This window comes from Microbacterium sp. NPDC089321 (genome assembly GCF_040684935.1).
Classification (GTDB): Bacteria; Actinomycetota; Actinomycetes; order Actinomycetales; family Microbacteriaceae; genus Microbacterium.
Window position 1 is genome coordinate 13,525 of record NZ_JBFBGX010000002.1, and the last position, 15,535, is coordinate 29,059.

Sequence of the window (15,535 nt, forward strand, 5' to 3'; positions counted from 1 at the left end):
ACGGGCGACTCGTGGAGTCCTTGTGCGTCGTATTCGAAATCGTATATGATCCTCGGACGGGTGGCAAGCATCCCGACGCCACCCGGACGACGGTGTCACACAGGTGTCACAGCAGAGGAGCTGACATGGGCGCACAGCCAGAGGGTGGACTCACCCCGACCGGAACCATCGCGAGCGGGGCCGACAGGCGCCGCGTCATCTTCGCGACAGTGGTCGGCACGACCATCGAGTGGTACGACTTCTTCACCTACGCGGCCATGTCCGGCCTCGCGTTCGGTGTGCTGTTCTTCGAGCCGGCGGGTCCGGAGTTCGGACGCATCCTGGCGTTCCTCACGGTCGGCCTCAGCTTCCTCTTCCGCCCCCTCGGCGCCTTCCTCGCCGGTCACTTCGGCGACCGCATCGGTCGGCGGAAGGTGCTCGTCATCACGCTGTTCGGCATGGGCGTCGCGACCGCGCTCATCGGGCTGCTGCCCACCTACCAGGCGATCGGCGTCGTCGCCCCCGTGCTGCTCGTTCTGCTCCGCGTGCTGCAGGGCATCTCGGCGGGCGGCGAATGGGGCGGTGCGGTGCTGATGGCCGTCGAGCACGCGCCGCGCTCGCGCCGAGGGGCCTACGGCGCATCCCCGCAGGTGGGCGTTCCGCTCGGACTGCTGCTCTCGAGCGCCGTGATCGCCATCATGTCGATGATCGCTCCCGGCGACGCGTTCCTCGAGTGGGGCTGGCGCGTGCCGTTCCTGCTGTCGGTGGCGCTGATCCTCGTCGGCTGGTGGATCCGCCGCAGCGTCGAGGAGAGCCCCGTGTTCACCGAGATCGCTGAGCGCGCCGCGCAGACCAAGACCCCGATCGTCGCGCTGTTCCGCAACTACGGCCTGGTGGTCGTGATCGCCGCGCTCGTGTTCGCCGGCAACAATGCCGTTGGCTACATGACCACGGGCGGATGGATCCAGGGGTACGCGACCAACGGCCTCGGCCTCACCCGCCCCGAGGTGCTCTGGGCCGTCGCGTTCGGCGCGATCGTCTGGCTGGTCTCGACGTGGTTCGCCGGCGGCCTGTCGGACCGGATCGGTCGCCGCAGCACGTACCTCCTCGGCTGGGCGCTGCAGCTCGTCGGCGTCTTCACGCTCTTCCCGCTCGTCAACACCGGAGAACTGGTGCCCTTCGCGCTCGGTCTGATGATCCTGTCGATCGGACTCGGCTTCACGTACGGCCCGCAGGCGGCGTTCTACGCCGAGATCTTCCCGGCCTCGGTGCGCTTCTCCGGCGTCTCGATCTCGTACGCCCTCGGCGCGATCCTCGGCGGCGCCTTCGCCCCGACCGTCGCCGAGTGGCTCGTGCAGACGACCGGGGGCACCGACTCCGTGACGATCTACCTCGCGGTCATGACCGTGATCGGCCTGCTCGCCACGCTCGCGTTCCGTGATCGCTCGGGTCTGCCGCTCGGCATCGACCACGAGACCGAGCAGGCGCGCACCCCGCTGCAGGGTGTCGGGGTGACCGACTGAGCATCGCTCGTCAGTGACGGGTCTGCGCAGGCCTGGAGGACGATCCCGCCGGATCGCCTTCCAGGCCTGCTTCCGTCAGCGCGGTCAGCCGTCGAGGGATGCCCGGATGATGCTCGCCGAACGCTGCAGGCGGTCGGCGATCTCGGCATCCGGAACGCGCGAGGCCACGTGCACGACCGCGAGTGCCGCCGGGCGCTTGCCCCGCAGCGAGAGCGGCACGGCGATCGACCTGAGGGTCGGGATGACCTCGTCGTGGCTGAGCGCGTAGCCGCGCTCGCGGGCCGCGAGCACCTCGATGCGCAGCGCCTCGTCGAGGGGCGGCCACTCGGCGTCGGGGAGCTCGGCGAGTATCGCCTTGCCCGGTGCGCCGACGGTGATCGGATGCCTGGTGCCCGGCCGCTGCGCCACGTTCGCGACCGTGTGCCGCGGCTCGACACTGGTCAGCGTGATGACCTCGTCGCCGTCGAGGACGGCGAGGAACGCGGTGTGCCCGAGCTCGTTCGCCACCGCCGTGAGCTCGGGGAGCGCTTCGGCCTGCAGGTCGTGCGCGACGCCGGCGGCGAGGGCCGCCATGCGCGGACCGAGCGCCGTACGGCCGGTCGCGTCGCGGATCACGAGCCGGTGGTCTTCGAGCGTGCGCAGCAGCCGGTACGCGATCGAGCGGTGCACCTCGAGGCGGGCGGCGACCTCGTCGATCGACAGCGGGCCGTCGGCCAGGATCTCGAGGATCCGGATGCCGCGGCTCAGCGTCTGCGATGCAGGGGCGGCCATGGGCTCTCCTCTTGTCGGGGCGTCGCCGCCTCGGATACGATGTGTTCAATAGTAGAACGTCGTGTTCGAATATAGAACACGCTGGAAGGAATCGACGACGATGCAGTTCCACCACCGCGGCTATGTCTCCCATGACCCCCGGGTGCTCGACGCCGAAGGGCTGGGCATCGACCGCCCCGCTCGGCTCCCCGATGAGACCGACGTGCTGATCGTCGGCTCCGGACCCGCCGGCATGCTCCTCGCCGCCCAGATGTCGCAGTACCCGAACGTCTCGACGCGCATCATCGAGAAGCGCGAAGGACGCCTCGTGCTCGGCCAGGCCGACGGCATCCAGCCACGCAGCGTCGAGACGTTCCAGGCGTTCGGCTTCGCCGAGCGCATCATCGCCGAGGCCTACAACATCGGCTGGATGAACTTCTGGGGGCCCGACCCCGAGAACCGCCAGAACATCATCCGCACCGCTCGCACCGCCGACTACGCGTACGACATCTGCGAGTTCCCGCACCTGATCGTCAACCAGGCCCGCGTGCTCGACTACTTCGCCGAGGCTGCCGCTCACGGCCCCGGCCGCATCGTGCCCGACTACGGGGTCGCCTTCCTCGGACTCACCGTGCACGACGAGGGGGAGTACCCCGTCGAGGTGCGCGTCGACGACAACGGCACCGAGCGCACGATCCGCGCCAAGTACGTCGCCGGCTGCGACGGCGCTCGCAGCGGCGTCAGGCAGGCCATCGGCCGCACCCACGTCGGCGACATGGCCGCGCACGCCTGGGGTGTCATGGACGTGCTCGTGAACACCGACTTCCCCGACTGGCGCACCAAGTGCGCGATCAACGCCGAGGCGGGCAACATCCTGCACATCCCGCGCGAGGGCGGGTACCTCAGCCGCATGTACATCGACCTCGGTGAAGTCGCCGCCGATGACGACCACCGCGTGCGCAAGACGCCCATCGAGGCGATCATCACGAAGGCGAACGAGATCCTGCATCCGTACACGATCGACGTGAAGGACGTCGCCTGGCACAGCGTCTACGAGGTGGGGCACCGCGTGACCGACGGCTTCGACGACGTTGTCGACGAGAGCAGCCGCACCCCGCGCGTCTTCCTCACCGGCGACGCCTGTCACACGCACAGCGCCAAAGCCGGGCAGGGCATGAACGTGTCGATGCAGGACGGCTTCAACCTGGGCTGGAAGCTCGGCTCGGTGCTCACCGGCCGCAGTCCGGAATCGCTGCTCGCGACGTACGGGGCCGAGCGCCGCCCTGTGGCCCAGCAGCTCATCGACTTCGACCGCGAGTGGTCGAGCCTGATGGCGCGCAAGCCCGAGGACATCTCCGACCCGCAGGAGCTGGCGACCTTCTACCTCGGCACCGCCGAGTTCCCCTCCGGCTTCATGACGCAGTACACCTCGTCGATGATCGTGGGCAGCGACCGGCACCAGGCGCTCGCCGCCGGATTCCCGCTCGGCAAGCGCTTCAAGTCGGCCGAGGTCACGCGCGTCTGCGACGGCAACGTCATCCACCTCGGCCATCACGCCAAGGCCGATGGCCGCTGGCGCGTGTACGCCTTCGGCGACGGCTCGGGCGACGCCCTGAAGGCGTGGGCGTCGGAAGCGGCCGGAGTCTTCGCGCGCTTCACCCCGGCAGACGCCGACGTCGACTCGGTCTTCGATGTGAAGGCGATCCACCAGGGCTCGTACGAGGACGTCGAGGTGACCACCGTGCCCGAGCTCTTCGCTCCGAAGACCGGCCCGCTGGGCCTGACCGACTGGGAGAAGGTCTACGCGTCTGCGCCGAGCAAGTGGAACGAGACCGACATCTTCGAGGCGCGCGAGCTCTCGCGCGACGGCGTCGTGATCGTGGTGCGCCCCGACCAGTACGTCGCCGCCATCCTGCCGCTCGACGGCGTCGACGAGATGGCCGCGTTCTTCGAGGGTGCGCTGCTGCCGGCATCCTGAGCCCCGTCGCGCCATCGCGCGCGGAATGCAGGACTTCACGCGAAACGCAGGAGTCGATCTCGGATCGGCTCCTGCGTTTCCTGCGTCCTCCTGGGTTCCGTGCGACTCCGGATGCCGGGTCAGGAGTTCACGCGGATGATCTCCTGCTGGTACGGAGCGACGACCGTGCCCGAGATGCGCAGGTCGAGCACCAGGAAGCGGCGTTCGGCCGGGTCTTCGGCTGCCCAGGTGCGCAGGCGCTCGAGGTCGTCGAGCCTGCGCACGACGACGCCCTCGGCGCCCACCGCGCCGGCGAAGGCCGCGAAGTCGACCTCGGGGATCAGCATCGGCCCCTCGGCGAGGCCCTTCAGGCCGTACAGGTTGACCTCGGCGCCGTAGGCGGCGTCGTTCCACACCACGGCGACACCGTGCCCCGCGGCCGCGCGCACGGCGGACTCGAGGTCGGCGATCGCCATCAGGCCCCCGCCGTCGCCGGAGGTCAGCACGATCGTCTGCTCGGGGCGTGCTCGCGTGGCGCCGACCACGCTGGGCCAGCCCTGGCCGATCGACTGGAAGGCGGTGCCGACCATCATCATCCGGTCGGGAGCGGCGACCGGCCAGTACATGTTCGCCCAGCCGATGAAGTGCCCGCCGTCCGACACGACGACGCGGTCTTCCGGCAGCAGCTCGGCGATGCGGCGAGCAGCCGATCGTGGGTCGAGCCGCCCGTCGGCGGCCAGCTCGTCGCCCTCCGCGTACGCGCGGGCGGCGCTGACATCGACCGACTCGCGCCAGGAGGAGCGCGCGGCACCGGATGCCCGGGTGAGTCGCTCGACGAGCGCTTCGGCCGCCAGGCGTGCGTCGGCGCGCACGAAGCCGCCGATGTGCGCGTGCGTCGCCGCCGGCGCGACATCGATCTGGAACACTCGGGTGCCGGGCGCGAACAGCTCGCCGAAGCGCATCGTGAACTGGTTGAGCGATGCTCCGAAGACCACGGCGACGTCGGCCTCGCGCACGAGCTGCATGGCGCCGTCGGCGCCGAAGCCGCCCGTCACGCCCAGGTCGTAGCGGGTGTCGGGGAAGACCCCACGGCCGAGGGCGGTGGACGCCGTGAGCGCACCGGTCTTCTCGGCCAGGGCTCCGAGGGCCTCGCTCGCGCCGGCGAGCCAGGCGCCGCGGCCGGCGAGCAGGAACGGACGCTCGGCCGAGCTCAGCGCGTGGGCGATCTCGTGCAGCATCCCGTCGGCGAATTCGCCCCGGGGGGCGAGCGGCTCCGGAATGCGCGGCGCGGGTGCCTCGGCGACAGGACCCGCCTCGAGGGACGCGACATCGTAGGGGATCGCGAGAACCACCGGTACGCGGTACGTCAGGGCGTGCTCGATCGCGATGACGGTGGTGGCTGCGGCGTCTGCATGCCCGGTCGTATACGTGCGTGCGCCGACCGCCGAGGCCATCGCGATCTGGTCGACGTCCCAGGGGCGGGGGCCTGAGGTCGGCTCGTCTCCCACGACGAGCACGAGCGGCACATGCGCCTGCACGGCCTCGGCGAGAGCGGTGAGGGTGTTGGTGAATCCCGCACCGTACGTCGAGGTGGCGGCGGCGATGCGACCGGATGCCCGGAAGTGGGCGTCAGCGGCGACCACGGCGCCCTGCTCGTGGCGCACGGCGGTGAAGACGGCATCGGTCTGCTTCTCGATCGCGTCGAGGAAGTACGCGTTGCCGTTGCCCATCACGCCGAAGACGTGGTCGATGTGCGTGGCCAGGGTGAGGGCGACGTGAGCGGAGACAGTGGGCATGCGGAAGCGCCTTTCAAGACAGGGAACGGAGGGATCCGTATGTGTCTCGCGTCTCGCGCTGCATCGCGGAGTGCTTCGTGCCCCTTTTTCGAGCATCGGCCAGTGTGCGGCCGGACCTTTCGATAGTAGCGCCGAGGCGGTCGGCGGGTGCGCTGCAATATAGCCCTCGCAGCGCCGGGCGTCGAGGCGGTGGTGCGAACGGGCCAGGCGCCGGAGAGTGGGTGTCTCGCACGATCGCACAGCAGCACGGAGGGCACCATGTCGGGAAATCTCGAGCAGCCGGCCTCGCAGGGCGACGCCGAGAGCAGCACGGCGAAAGCGCGTCAGGCGCCGTCGCCGGACGACCCGCGCAAGCCCCAGTCGCCGCCCCAGATCGACAAGCCCTCGTGGAAGTACGCTCTCAAGCGCTCGCTGACGGAGTTCTCGCGTGACCGGTGCACCACCCTCGCCGCCGCGCTGACCTACTACAGCGTGCTCGCGATCTTCCCCGCCCTGCTCGCCGTCGTCTCGCTCGTCGGCCTGTTCGGGCAGGCCCAGCAGACGACCGATCTGCTTCTCGGGGTGCTGCGCCGGGTCACCGACGAGTCGATGGTCGAAGTGCTCCGCCAGCCGATCGAGCAGCTCGCCCAGTCGGATGCCGCGGGCCTCGCTCTCGTGATCGGTCTCGTCGGGGCCATCTGGTCGGCCTCGGGCTACGTCAGCGCGTTCTCGCAGGCGATGAACACGGTCTACGAGATCGACGAGGGCCGGCCGTTCTGGAAGCTGCGTCCGATGGTGCTGCTGCTGACCGTCATCCTGCTGATCATCGCGGTGGCGATCGTGCTGCTCCTGATCGTGTCGGGCCCGATCGCAGAGGCCATCGGCGAGGCGGTGGGTCTCGGCGAGGTGGCCATCACCGTGTGGAACATCGCGAAGTGGCCCGTCATCGTGATCCTCGCGGTGCTCGCCCTTGCGATCCTGTACTACGGCAGCCCCAACGTGAAGCAGCCGAAGTTCCGCTGGATGAGCCTGGGCGCGTTCGTCGCACTCATCGTGATGGCCATCGCCTCACTCGGCTTCTTCTTCTACGTCATCAACTTCGGCAACTACCAGAAGACGTACGGCAGCATCGCCGGCGTCATCATCCTGCTGCTGTGGCTCTGGATCGTGAACCTGTCGCTGCTGTTCGGCGCGGAGTTCGACGCCGAGATGGAACGCGGTCGTCAGCTGCAGGCCGGCATCGAGGCGGAGGAGAGCATCCAGCTGCCCCCTCGTGACGACCGGCAGAGCAAGAAGATGCAGGAGAAGGAGCAGAAGACCGTCGACGAGGGCCGCGAGCTGCGGCTCAAGGCGCAGCGGGACGGCGCCGGTGATCGCCGGGATGCGGGCGAACGAGACGGCGACGACGAGCGGGGTCGCTCTTAGACCTGGAGCGCGTGGACCGCTGCGAGCTCGAGCGTCGACACCGACCTGTCGGCCAGGCTGATCGAGGTCACCGACTCAGCCGGCAGCGGGGTCCAGCCGGCGCTTGCGACGCCGGTCGAGCCGACCGCGATCGTGCCGTCGGCGGCCTCGCGCCAGCGCAGCGCGAAGTAGTCCTCGTTGTGCTCGCTCGGCAGCACGTCGGCCAGCGGGGCGAGACGGGAGAGATCGTGCTCGGTCAGGATGCTGGTCGCGCTGGCGTGCACGACGATCAGCTCGTCAGCGTCGATCAGCAGAGCGTTGAGGCTGGCGAGCGGGAACAGCTCGCGCAGCCTGGCCGCCACGCGGGTCGTGGCCTCGTGCAGGCTGAGACCCTCGGCGACCTGTTCGCGGATGAGCGCGAAGTACATCTCGCTGTCTGTGGTGCCGGTGAGAGCGGCGACGCTCTCGGGCGAGAGCAGAGACTGCAGCCGGTCGAGGGGCTTGACCGTCCCGTTGTGACAGAACGCGACGCCGTCGACCTCGAACGGATGCGCGTTGCAGTCCAGCACCGGCAGCCCTGCCGTCGCCCAGCGGAGGTGAACGATGGCGGCGCGGCACTCGGCATCCATCGCCTGATCGAACTGCGCGTCGCCGATCGCCGACCGCGCCGAACGCCGCGCGTCCGGGGCGCTGCCCGGCTCGGTGACGCCGGCCCAGCCCCACCCGTCGCCGTGCAGTCGCGCCAGCGAGAGCAGGCTCTCCATGCCGTCGTGACCGAGCTCGCGGCGGGCGGCGGAGTGGTCGGGAGAGACGAAAGCGAACAGGCGGCACATAATGGAATACCTCGGATATCTGGGCGAGGGTGCGGCGGGCGGCGCATCCCCTCCATCGTTTCTACCCCATTCCCGCTGAAGAGGGGCGGAATCCGTCGCCCTGGTACGCCATCCATGTAACAGAATGGGACGGTGACTGAGGCACTGATCGAGCGCGAGACGCTCACCTGGGACGGATTCGGCGACGCCACGCGCGATCTCGCTCGAGACATCATCGACAGCGGCTTCGTGCCGGAGGTGGTCGTCGCCATCGCCCGCGGCGGTCTGCTGCCCGCCGGTGCCATCGCCTACGGACTGGGCGTGAAGAACTGCGGTGCGATCAACATGGAGTTCTACACGGGCATCGGCACGGTGCTCGACGCACCGGAGGTGCTGCCGCCCGAGCTCGACATGGAGTACCTGAACGGCCGTCGGGTTCTTCTCGTCGACGACGTCGCCGATTCGGGACGCACTCTGGCGCTCGCCGTGCAGCTGCTCAAGGAGAAGGGCGCCGATGTGCGCTCTGTCACCATCTACACGAAGCCGTCGACCATCATCCAGCCCGATTACGCGTGGAAGGACACCGACCGGTGGATCAACTTCCCGTGGTCGTTCAAGGGAACGGTCATCGAGGAGGACCAGGGGCTGCCGCCGAGCGCGTGAGCCCGCTCAGCCGCGCAGCAGCGCTCTGAGCGACTGGATCGTGTCTGCCTCCGCCGCCGGCTTGTCGTGACGGTAGCCCTTCACCCGCGCGAATCGCAGAGCGATGCCGCCGGGGTAGCGCGGTGAGCGCTGCACGCCGTCGATCGCGATCTCGACCACCACTTCGGGTCGCACGAAGACGGTGCTCTGCGTGCGTCGCGTCTCGAGCGCGGGGAACGTCTCGGTCTGCCAGCGGAGCAGCTCGTCGGTGAGCCCCTTGAACGTCTTCCCGACCATGACGAAACCGCCCGGGTCTCCGAACTCGCCCTCGGGATCGCGTGCGCCGAGGTGCAGGTTCGACAGCATCCCCGTGCGCCGGCCCGAACCCCACTCGACGCCGAGGACGACGAGGTCGTAGGTGAGCACGGGCTTCACCTTCACCCATGACTTGCCGCGGCGCCCGGCCGTGTAGGTCGACTCCAGCGCCTTGACCAGCACGCCCTCGTGACCGGCTGCGAGCGCCTCTCGGGAGAGCCGTTCGGCGTCATCGGCGTCGCCGGTCACGACCCCGGGCATGCGCCATTCGCCGGCGACCCGTTCGAGCTCCGCCAGGCGAACGCTGAGCGGCTCGTCGATGAGGTCGCGGCCGTCGACGTGGAGGATGTCGAAGAACCAGGGCCGCAGCGCGACTTCGCGCGCGACGTCGGCCCCGAAGCGAGACATCGTCTCCTGGAACGGTCTCGGTGCGCCGTCTTCATCGAGTGCCAGCGTCTCGCCGTCGAGGATGATGTCGACGGCCGAAAGGGAGCGCACGATCTCGACGAGCTCGGGAACCCGGTGCGTCACATCGGCGAGGCTTCGGGTGTACACGCCGACCTCGTCGCCGTGCCTGTGAACCTGGATGCGTGCGCCGTCGAGCTTGTACTCCACGGAGGCCATCCCGGTGACCTCCAGGGCGGCCGTCGGTGTCGCGGCGGTCGAGGCGAGCATGGGCATCACGGGGCGCCCGACCGCGAGTCCGACCGCGTCGAGGTCGCCCTCGTCTCGGGTCAGGGCGATCACGGCGGTCTCGCCGAGATCGCCGGAGAGCATCGCCGCGCGCCGCACGGAGGCGACCGGTCGGTCGGACGCGCGGGCGATCGCGTCGAGCATCACGCCGCCGAGCGCGCCGGTGCGCAGCTCGCCCATCATCGCGCGCGTCAGCAGATCCCACTCGGCGGGGGTGGCCTGCGAGGCGAGGCTCTGCAGCAGCTTCTGGCGTGCGGCGGCGGAGCCGGTTCCTGACGCCCCGGCCAGGGCATCCAGCGCCTGATCCACGTCGGCGATCGTGAGCGAAGGAGCATCGGCATGAGACGATTCGAGACCGGCGAGCGTCCGCCATCCGACGCCCAGTCTGCCCTGCCGTGGCGCGGCGAGCAGCAGTCCGATCAGCGGACGGATCTCGTCGGGCTGAGCCGACGAGAGCAGTGCGGCGAGGGCATCGATCTTCGCGAGCCGGGACGACGTCGCGGCGATCCGTTCGGCGGTCGTGACCAGCTCGGAGAGCATCATCTCTGCATCCTGTCACCGGCCCCGGACATCGACCCAGGGGGTTGCGCCGGCTCCGGCTCAGCGACCGTGGAACTCCGGCCTGCGCTTCTGCTGGAACGCGGCGAAGCCCTCGCGGTAGTCGTCGGTGTCGCAGAGCGCCGCCTGAGCGGCGTTCTCGATGTCGACGGACTCCCACAAGGCCAGTCGCTCGTCGCGCATACGGGCGATCAGCCGCTTGCTGGCGAGAAACGCGGCTGTCGCACCGCGGGACGCCGTGCGAGCGGCATCCTCGGCCGCCGTCCGCGCCTCGTCGTCGGGGAAGACCCGGGAGAAGAGACCGGATGCCACGGCCTCGGCGCCCGACATGAGCCGGCCCGTGTAGATCAGATCGAGGGTCTTGTGCGCACCGAGACGGTCGGCGAACAGGGCATGACCGCCGGAGTCGAGCGTGGCTCCGAGTGCAGCGAAAGGCGAGCCGATCTTCGCCGACTCGGCGACGTAGACCACGTCGCTCGCGATCAGCAGGCCGAGGCCGACGCCCAGGCACGCGCCGTGCGCGACGGCGAAGGTGGGCGCGGGGAACTCCGCCATGCGCTTGAGCAGGGGAGTCACGATCCCCCCGAGGTAGCCCATCACATCGTCGTCGCGCGGATCGACGCCCGAGATGTCGCGCCCCGCGCAGAACGCCCTGCCCTCGCCGCGCAGCAGCAGCGCGCGCACTCCGGCGCGCTCCGCCTCGTCGTAGGCGGCATGCAGCCCGTGCAGCGCCTGCTCGTCGAGCGCGTTGAGGCGTTCGGGCGCGTTCAGGGTTATGTGCGCGACGTCGTCGGCGATGCGGATGTCGATCATGGCTGCTCCTGACTCGGCGTCAGACGTCGTAGTCGACGACGATGCGATCGCTGGTGGGGTGGGATTGGCACGTGAGCACGTAGCCGCGCTCGATCTCGTCGGGTTCGAGCGCGTAGTTCTCGGTCATCGTCACGCTGCCCTCGAGCACACGCGCCCGGCACGTGCCGCACACGCCTCCGGAGCAGGCGAAGGGGGCGTCGGGACGCACGCGCAGAGCCGCGTTCAGCACCGACTCGTGCGCGTCGACCGGGCTCTCCACCGTCGACGAGACGCCGTCGAGGTTGATCTCGATGCGATACGCCTTCTCTCCGGCGCGCACCTCGACGCGCCGGGGACCGCGCTCGGCCGGAGCGTCACCGGTGGTGAACAGCTCGAAGCGCACGTGCTCGCGCGGCACGCCGAGGTCGGCGAGCACCTCGCGGCACAGATCGACCAGCGCGAAGGGGCCGCACAGGAACCATTCATCGACGGTCTCGGGCAGGATCAGCGAGCCGAAGATGGTGCGCAGCCGCTGCTCGTCGATCCGCCCCGACAGCACGGGCGCCGTGCGCTGCTCACGCGAGAGCACATGATGCAGCACGAGGCGGGTGGGGTAGCGGTCTTTCAGATCGGCGAGGTCTTCGAGGAACATGACATCGCTCGTCGACCTGTTCGTGTACAGCAGGGTGAAGCGCGTGCTGTCGGATGCCGTGAGAAGCGTGCGGGCGAGCGCCATCATGGGCGTGATGCCCGAACCCGCGGCGATGCCGACGACGTGCGTTCCCTCGAGCTCGTCGAGACCGGACGTGAAGGTGCCCTGCGGGCTCATCACCTCGATCTCGAACCCGGGCGTCAGCTCTGTCTGCGCCCAGGTCGAGAAGAGGCCGCCCTCGTCGCGCTTGACCGCGACGCTCAGACTCGTGGCGCCGTCGCGCACGGGAGTCGGCGGGCGGCAGAGCGAGTACGAGCGGCGCACCTCGACGTCGTCGAGGTGCACGCGCAGCGCGACGTACTGGCCGGGCAGGTAGGCGTACTCATCGGCGAGGTCGGCCGGCACCGTGAAGCTCACCTCGATCGCGTCGTCGGTGAGCCGCCGCACCTCCGAGACCGTGAGGGCGTGGAAGCGGGCGCGATGGCGATCGCCCGCGGGGCGAGGAGCGGCGTCCGCGCTGACGGTGGCGGACGGCATCCGGAACAGCGGCATCAGATCACCTTGAAGTGGTCGAAGGGCTCGAGGCAGGCACGGCACTCGAACAGCGACTTGCACGACGTCGAGCCGAAGCGCGAGATCTCGCGGGTGTCGAGCGATCCGCAGCGCGGGCACTTCACCGCGAGGGCCACCCGGATCGGCCCCGTACGGTGAGCGGCCACGCCGGACGGAGGCGCGATGCCGTACTCGACCAGCTTGCGCTTGCCGTCGTCGCTCATCCAGTCGGTGGTCCACGCGGGAGAGAGAACGAGTCGCACCTCGACGTCGGCGAAGCCCTCGGCGGTCAGCGCGAGCACGATGTCATCGCGAATGGCGTCCATCGCCGGGCATCCGGAGTAGGTGGGGGTGATGTCGACGACGACCCGCTCGCCGTCGGTCCGCACGTCGCGCAGCACCCCGAGGTCGTCGATGGTGAGCACGGGGATCTCTGGGTCGGTCACGCGCGCCGCGATCTCGCGAGCGCGTGCCTGCCGAGTGGGGGCCGTGGTCACCATGTCGCCCCCGGATGCCTTCTGGCGAGCACCTGCATCTCGGCCAGCAGATGGCCGAACGGCGTCGCGTGTGAGCCGCGGCGGCCGCCGGCGCGGGACGCCTTGGCAGCCGGAACCTCGAGGTCGGCTTCGGCGAACACGGTCTCGATGACGGCGTCGAACCCGGGGCGCAGCATCGACGGACGCGCGGCCACGCCCTCGAGCCGGTCGATCAGCGGCTCGTCGCGGAACAGCTCGTCGACGTAGGGCCACACGTCACCGAGCGCGCGGATCATCTTCTCGCGAGAGAGCTCTGTGCCGCCGGCCAGGCGCAGCGCCCACTGCACGGCGTGGTCGCGGTGGTAGTCGACCTCTTTCAGCGACTTGGCGGCGATCGCGGCGAACGTCTCGTCGGCCGAGGTGCGCAGTGCCGAGTACAGCTCGTACATATAGGTCGACGCGATCAGCTGACGCGCGATGGTCTGTGCGAAGTCGCCGTTCGGCTGCTGCACGATCCACGCGCAGCGGAAATCGGGCTCGTCGCGGAAGAACGCGAGGTCGTCTTCGCTGCGGTCGTCCCACGTGCCCGCATAGCGCAGCAGCGACCGCGCGTGGCCGAGCAGGTCGAGCGCGATGTTGCCGAGCGCGACGTCCTCTTCGAGCTCGGGCGCGCGCGAGATCCAGCCGCCGAGCTGCTGAGAGAGGATCAGCGCGTCATCGCCCAGCCACAGCGCGTACTGGGCGACGTCGGCCGACGGGGCGCGGCTCTCGCCGCCGGCGAGCTCGTCGGACAGGCGCAGCTCCTCGACGGAGACATGGACATCATGGCTCATAGGTGCGGCACCCCCTCGGAGGCGGTGTAGTACACGGCATGCCGATAGTTCTTGCCCTCGGACGTCTCGAAGTAGGCGTCCTTGGCATCCGGATCGCTGGTGGTGATCGCGTCGGCCGGAACGACCCAGATCGACACCCCCTCGCCTCGCCGCGTGTAGAGGTCGCGCGCGTTGCGAACGGCCATCTCGGCATCCGGGGCCACGAGCGAGCCGACGTGCACGTGGCTGAGGCCGCGGTTGGCGCGCACGAACACCTCCCAGAGGGGCCATTCGGTCGTCTCGGTCATCACGCCACCTGCCCTTCCGCCCGCAGGGCGTGCTTGCGGGCGTATTCGGCCGCGGCCTCGCGCACCCACGCACCCTCTTCGTGCGCGGTGCGGCGCCGCTCGAGACGCTCGGCGTTGCACGGGCCGTTGCCCTTCAGAACCTCGAAGAACTCGTCCCAGTCGATCTCGCCCATGTCGTACTGCTGCCTCTCGTCGTTCCACTTCAGCTCGGGATCGGGCAGCGTGATCCCGAGGATCTCGGCCTGCGGCACGAGCATGCCGACGAAGCGCTGGCGCAGGGCGTCGTTCGAGAAGCGCTTGATCTTCCACTTCATCGACTGCGCCGAGTTCGGCGACTGGTCGTCGGGCGGGCCGAACATCGCCAGGCTGGGCCAGTACCAGCGGTTCACGGCATCCTGCGCCATCTCACGCTGCTCCTCGGTGCCCTGCATCAGGCTCAGCAGGATCTCGAATCCCTGCCGCTGGTGGAACGACTCCTCCTTGCAGATGCGCACCATCGCGCGTCCGTACGGACCGTACGACGCGCGGCACAGCGGAACCTGGTTGACGATCGCGGCGCCGTCGACCAGCCAGCCGATCGCTCCCATGTCGGCCCAGGTGGGCGTCGGGTAGTTGAAGATCGACGAGTACTTGGCCTTGCCGTCGATGAGCTGCCTCATCATCTCGTCGCGGCTGATGCCGAGGGTCTGGGCTGCGGAGTAGAGGTAGAGCCCGTGGCCGGCTTCGTCCTGCACCTTGGCCATCAGGATCGCCTTGCGCTTGAGGCTAGGAGCGCGGGTGATCCAGTTGCCCTCGGGCTGCATGCCGATGATCTCGGAGTGCGCGTGCTGGGAGATCTGCCGGATGAGCGTCTTGCGGTAGGCGTCGGGCATCCAGTCGCGGGGCTCGATGCGCTGCTCGTTCTCGACGAGCTCGTCGAAGCGCCGCTCGGCGTCTGAGACGTCGCCCTCGACGAGCGTGAGGTCTGCGGGGCTGGTCATCGTCGACTCCTTTACTGACCGATCGTACGGTAATTCTCGCATGCCGCAGTCGGACGATCAAGGCGATCGTCAGCCGGCGCGGTGCAGAAGGGCGAGAAGGGCCTGCCCGTATGCCTCGGCCGGTTCGGGATGCTCGAATCGCATTCGCTCGCCGGCGATCTGGATCTCGACGACGAAGGCGTCGGGCAGGCGCGTCAGCATCCGGAATGTGCCACGGAGCAGCTCGCGCAGCTGATCTTCTCTGGGAAGCCAGACGGCCTCCGAGAGCTGCACGGCGTCGAGCGCCCATTCGGTGGTCCCGTTGAATGCGAGATCGGTTCCCGATGGCGTCGTGCGCGCCTCGATCGTCATCTCGCTGACGGTGAAGATCTCCGCTTCGGCCTCGAGCTCGATCTCGTCGGGAAGATCGAGTGCGAAGCGGTCGCCGCTGCGCGGACGCCAGGTCAGGCCGGCATCACGCAGGGCGACGGCCAGTTCACGGCTGATCATGCCTCTACGGTAGGCGACTCGTGCGCGACGGGGACGGTGTCGGCGACGGCGACGGCGTCGGCGACG

Annotated in this window: 15 protein-coding genes; 4 read left to right on the forward strand and 11 right to left on the reverse strand. The window is 69.4% G+C overall.

All coding sequences use genetic code 11. The annotated features are described in order from the left end of the window. The first annotated feature begins 125 nt into the window (after positions 1 to 125). A complete protein-coding gene (locus tag AB0N59_RS08085; RefSeq protein WP_363481316.1) occupies positions 126 to 1,502 on the forward strand; it encodes an MFS transporter in 1,377 nt (458 codons plus the stop codon). A gap of 84 nt (positions 1,503 to 1,586) precedes the next feature. On the opposite strand, the gene AB0N59_RS08090 is transcribed toward AB0N59_RS08085, so the two are convergent. Next, positions 1,587 to 2,273, reverse strand: a complete 687-nt coding sequence (locus AB0N59_RS08090) for an IclR family transcriptional regulator (RefSeq protein ID WP_363481319.1) — start codon at positions 2,271 to 2,273, stop codon at positions 1,587 to 1,589. A gap of 100 nt (positions 2,274 to 2,373) precedes the next feature. On the opposite strand from AB0N59_RS08090, the gene AB0N59_RS08095 reads away from it, so the two are divergent. Beyond that, positions 2,374 to 4,230 (forward strand): FAD-dependent monooxygenase, encoded by a 1,857-nt coding sequence (locus tag AB0N59_RS08095; RefSeq protein WP_363481322.1) that lies wholly within the window; start codon positions 2,374 to 2,376, stop codon positions 4,228 to 4,230. A 119-nt stretch (positions 4,231 to 4,349) separates the two neighbouring features. On the opposite strand, the gene AB0N59_RS08100 is transcribed toward AB0N59_RS08095, so the two are convergent. Continuing rightward, positions 4,350 to 6,005, reverse strand: a complete 1,656-nt coding sequence (locus tag AB0N59_RS08100) for a thiamine pyrophosphate-binding protein (RefSeq protein ID WP_363481325.1) — start codon at positions 6,003 to 6,005, stop codon at positions 4,350 to 4,352. A gap of 258 nt (positions 6,006 to 6,263) precedes the next feature. On the opposite strand from AB0N59_RS08100, the gene AB0N59_RS08105 reads away from it, so the two are divergent. Beyond that, positions 6,264 to 7,409: a YihY/virulence factor BrkB family protein gene (locus AB0N59_RS08105; RefSeq protein ID WP_363481328.1), complete on the forward strand. Its 1,146-nt coding sequence runs from the start codon at positions 6,264 to 6,266 to the stop codon at positions 7,407 to 7,409. Here the strand turns inward: AB0N59_RS08105 and AB0N59_RS08110 are convergent. After that, positions 7,406 to 8,221 (reverse strand): class II glutamine amidotransferase, encoded by an 816-nt coding sequence (locus tag AB0N59_RS08110; RefSeq protein WP_363481331.1) that lies wholly within the window; start codon positions 8,219 to 8,221, stop codon positions 7,406 to 7,408. The two genes, AB0N59_RS08105 and AB0N59_RS08110, sit on opposite strands and share 4 nt — an antisense overlap. A 132-nt stretch (positions 8,222 to 8,353) precedes the next feature. Here AB0N59_RS08110 and AB0N59_RS08115 point away from each other — a divergent pair, with 132 nt between their 5' ends. Then, positions 8,354 to 8,863 carry a phosphoribosyltransferase gene (locus AB0N59_RS08115; protein WP_363481334.1) on the forward strand — a complete coding sequence of 170 codons (510 nt, stop codon included), beginning with the start codon at positions 8,354 to 8,356 and terminating at the stop codon, positions 8,861 to 8,863. A gap of 6 nt (positions 8,864 to 8,869) precedes the next feature. Here the strand turns inward: AB0N59_RS08115 and AB0N59_RS08120 are convergent, their stop codons facing one another. The 8 genes from AB0N59_RS08120 to AB0N59_RS08155 form a co-directional block, all read right to left on the reverse strand. Next, positions 8,870 to 10,393 (reverse strand): ATP-dependent DNA ligase, encoded by a 1,524-nt coding sequence (locus tag AB0N59_RS08120; protein WP_363481337.1) that lies wholly within the window; start codon positions 10,391 to 10,393, stop codon positions 8,870 to 8,872. A 57-nt stretch (positions 10,394 to 10,450) separates the two neighbouring features. After that, positions 10,451 to 11,221 (reverse strand): enoyl-CoA hydratase-related protein, encoded by a 771-nt coding sequence (locus AB0N59_RS08125; RefSeq protein WP_363481340.1) that lies wholly within the window; start codon positions 11,219 to 11,221, stop codon positions 10,451 to 10,453. A 19-nt stretch (positions 11,222 to 11,240) separates the two neighbouring features. After that, positions 11,241 to 12,389, reverse strand: coding sequence for a 1,2-phenylacetyl-CoA epoxidase subunit PaaE (paaE, locus tag AB0N59_RS08130; RefSeq protein ID WP_363484134.1), 1,149 nt, complete (start codon positions 12,387 to 12,389; stop codon positions 11,241 to 11,243). Positions 12,390 to 12,403: 14 nt separating this feature from the next. Continuing rightward, positions 12,404 to 12,904 carry a 1,2-phenylacetyl-CoA epoxidase subunit PaaD gene (paaD, locus tag AB0N59_RS08135; protein WP_363481343.1) on the reverse strand — a complete coding sequence of 167 codons (501 nt, stop codon included), beginning with the start codon at positions 12,902 to 12,904 and terminating at the stop codon, positions 12,404 to 12,406. Beyond that, positions 12,898 to 13,713 (reverse strand): 1,2-phenylacetyl-CoA epoxidase subunit PaaC, encoded by an 816-nt coding sequence (paaC, locus tag AB0N59_RS08140; RefSeq protein ID WP_363481346.1) that lies wholly within the window; start codon positions 13,711 to 13,713, stop codon positions 12,898 to 12,900. Before paaC ends, paaD begins: the two co-directional genes overlap by 7 nt. Further along, complete coding sequence (paaB, locus tag AB0N59_RS08145; protein WP_363481349.1) at positions 13,710 to 14,000, reverse strand: 1,2-phenylacetyl-CoA epoxidase subunit PaaB; 291 nt, start codon at positions 13,998 to 14,000, stop codon at positions 13,710 to 13,712. The genes paaC and paaB overlap by 4 nt, the downstream gene beginning before the upstream one ends. Then, positions 14,000 to 14,980: a 1,2-phenylacetyl-CoA epoxidase subunit PaaA gene (paaA, locus tag AB0N59_RS08150; RefSeq protein WP_363481352.1), complete on the reverse strand. Its 981-nt coding sequence runs from the start codon at positions 14,978 to 14,980 to the stop codon at positions 14,000 to 14,002. The genes paaB and paaA overlap by 1 nt, the downstream gene beginning before the upstream one ends. A gap of 69 nt (positions 14,981 to 15,049) precedes the next feature. Next, complete coding sequence (locus tag AB0N59_RS08155) at positions 15,050 to 15,469, reverse strand: pilus assembly protein CpaE (protein WP_363481355.1); 420 nt, start codon at positions 15,467 to 15,469, stop codon at positions 15,050 to 15,052. Positions 15,470 to 15,535 lie beyond the last annotated feature (66 nt).